The organism is Pseudoalteromonas sp. SG43-6, assembly GCF_014164365.1.
Lineage (GTDB): Bacteria > Pseudomonadota > Gammaproteobacteria > Enterobacterales > Alteromonadaceae > Pseudoalteromonas > Pseudoalteromonas rhizosphaerae.
On sequence record NZ_JACJEZ010000166.1, the window covers coordinates 1 to 524 of the forward strand.

1 tRNA gene and 1 rRNA gene are annotated in these 524 nt (G+C 38.9%); both read right to left on the bottom strand.

Annotated features, from left to right (window positions below):
• Positions 1 to 101: ribosomal RNA gene (locus H5201_RS22620) — 23S ribosomal RNA — on the bottom strand; the annotation flags it as partial.
• Between the two features lie 336 nt (positions 102 to 437).
• Positions 438 to 513: transfer RNA gene (locus tag H5201_RS22625), tRNA-Ala, on the bottom strand.
• Between the last annotated feature and the right edge of the window lie 11 nt (positions 514 to 524).

Genomic DNA, 524 nt, shown 5'->3' on the forward strand with positions numbered 1-524 from the left:
AAGTGCTTTTTACTAGCTTGACTAGGCTTATCGCAAGTTAATACGTCCTTCATCGCCTCCAACTGCCAAGGCATCCACCGTGTACGCTTAGTCACTTAACCATACAACCCAAACGGGTCTTGCTTTCGCAATACTAAACAGTAAAGTTTAGTCATACGTTAGTGACAGTTTAACTTCGCCAGAAGTTAATATTGAATACTAAAGTAGATACCAATCAACAAACGAAACGTTCATTAAATGGCACTGAATGATACTGCTATCATTCTTTTTTACTTTTGAAAACTCTGTACAAATACACTGTATTCATACGAATTTTATTATCAGCTTTTCCAAATTTTTAAAGAGCAAGAGATACAAAAACCTCTCAAAATTAAACACACTCTATTCTCAGGCGATTATGCTGCCCGATAAAAGAATATTTATTTTTAAGAAGTAAGTGGTGGAGCTAAGCAGGATCGAACTGCTGACCTCCTGCGTGCAAGGCAGGCGCTCTCCCAGCTGAGCTATAGCCCCACATATGCTGG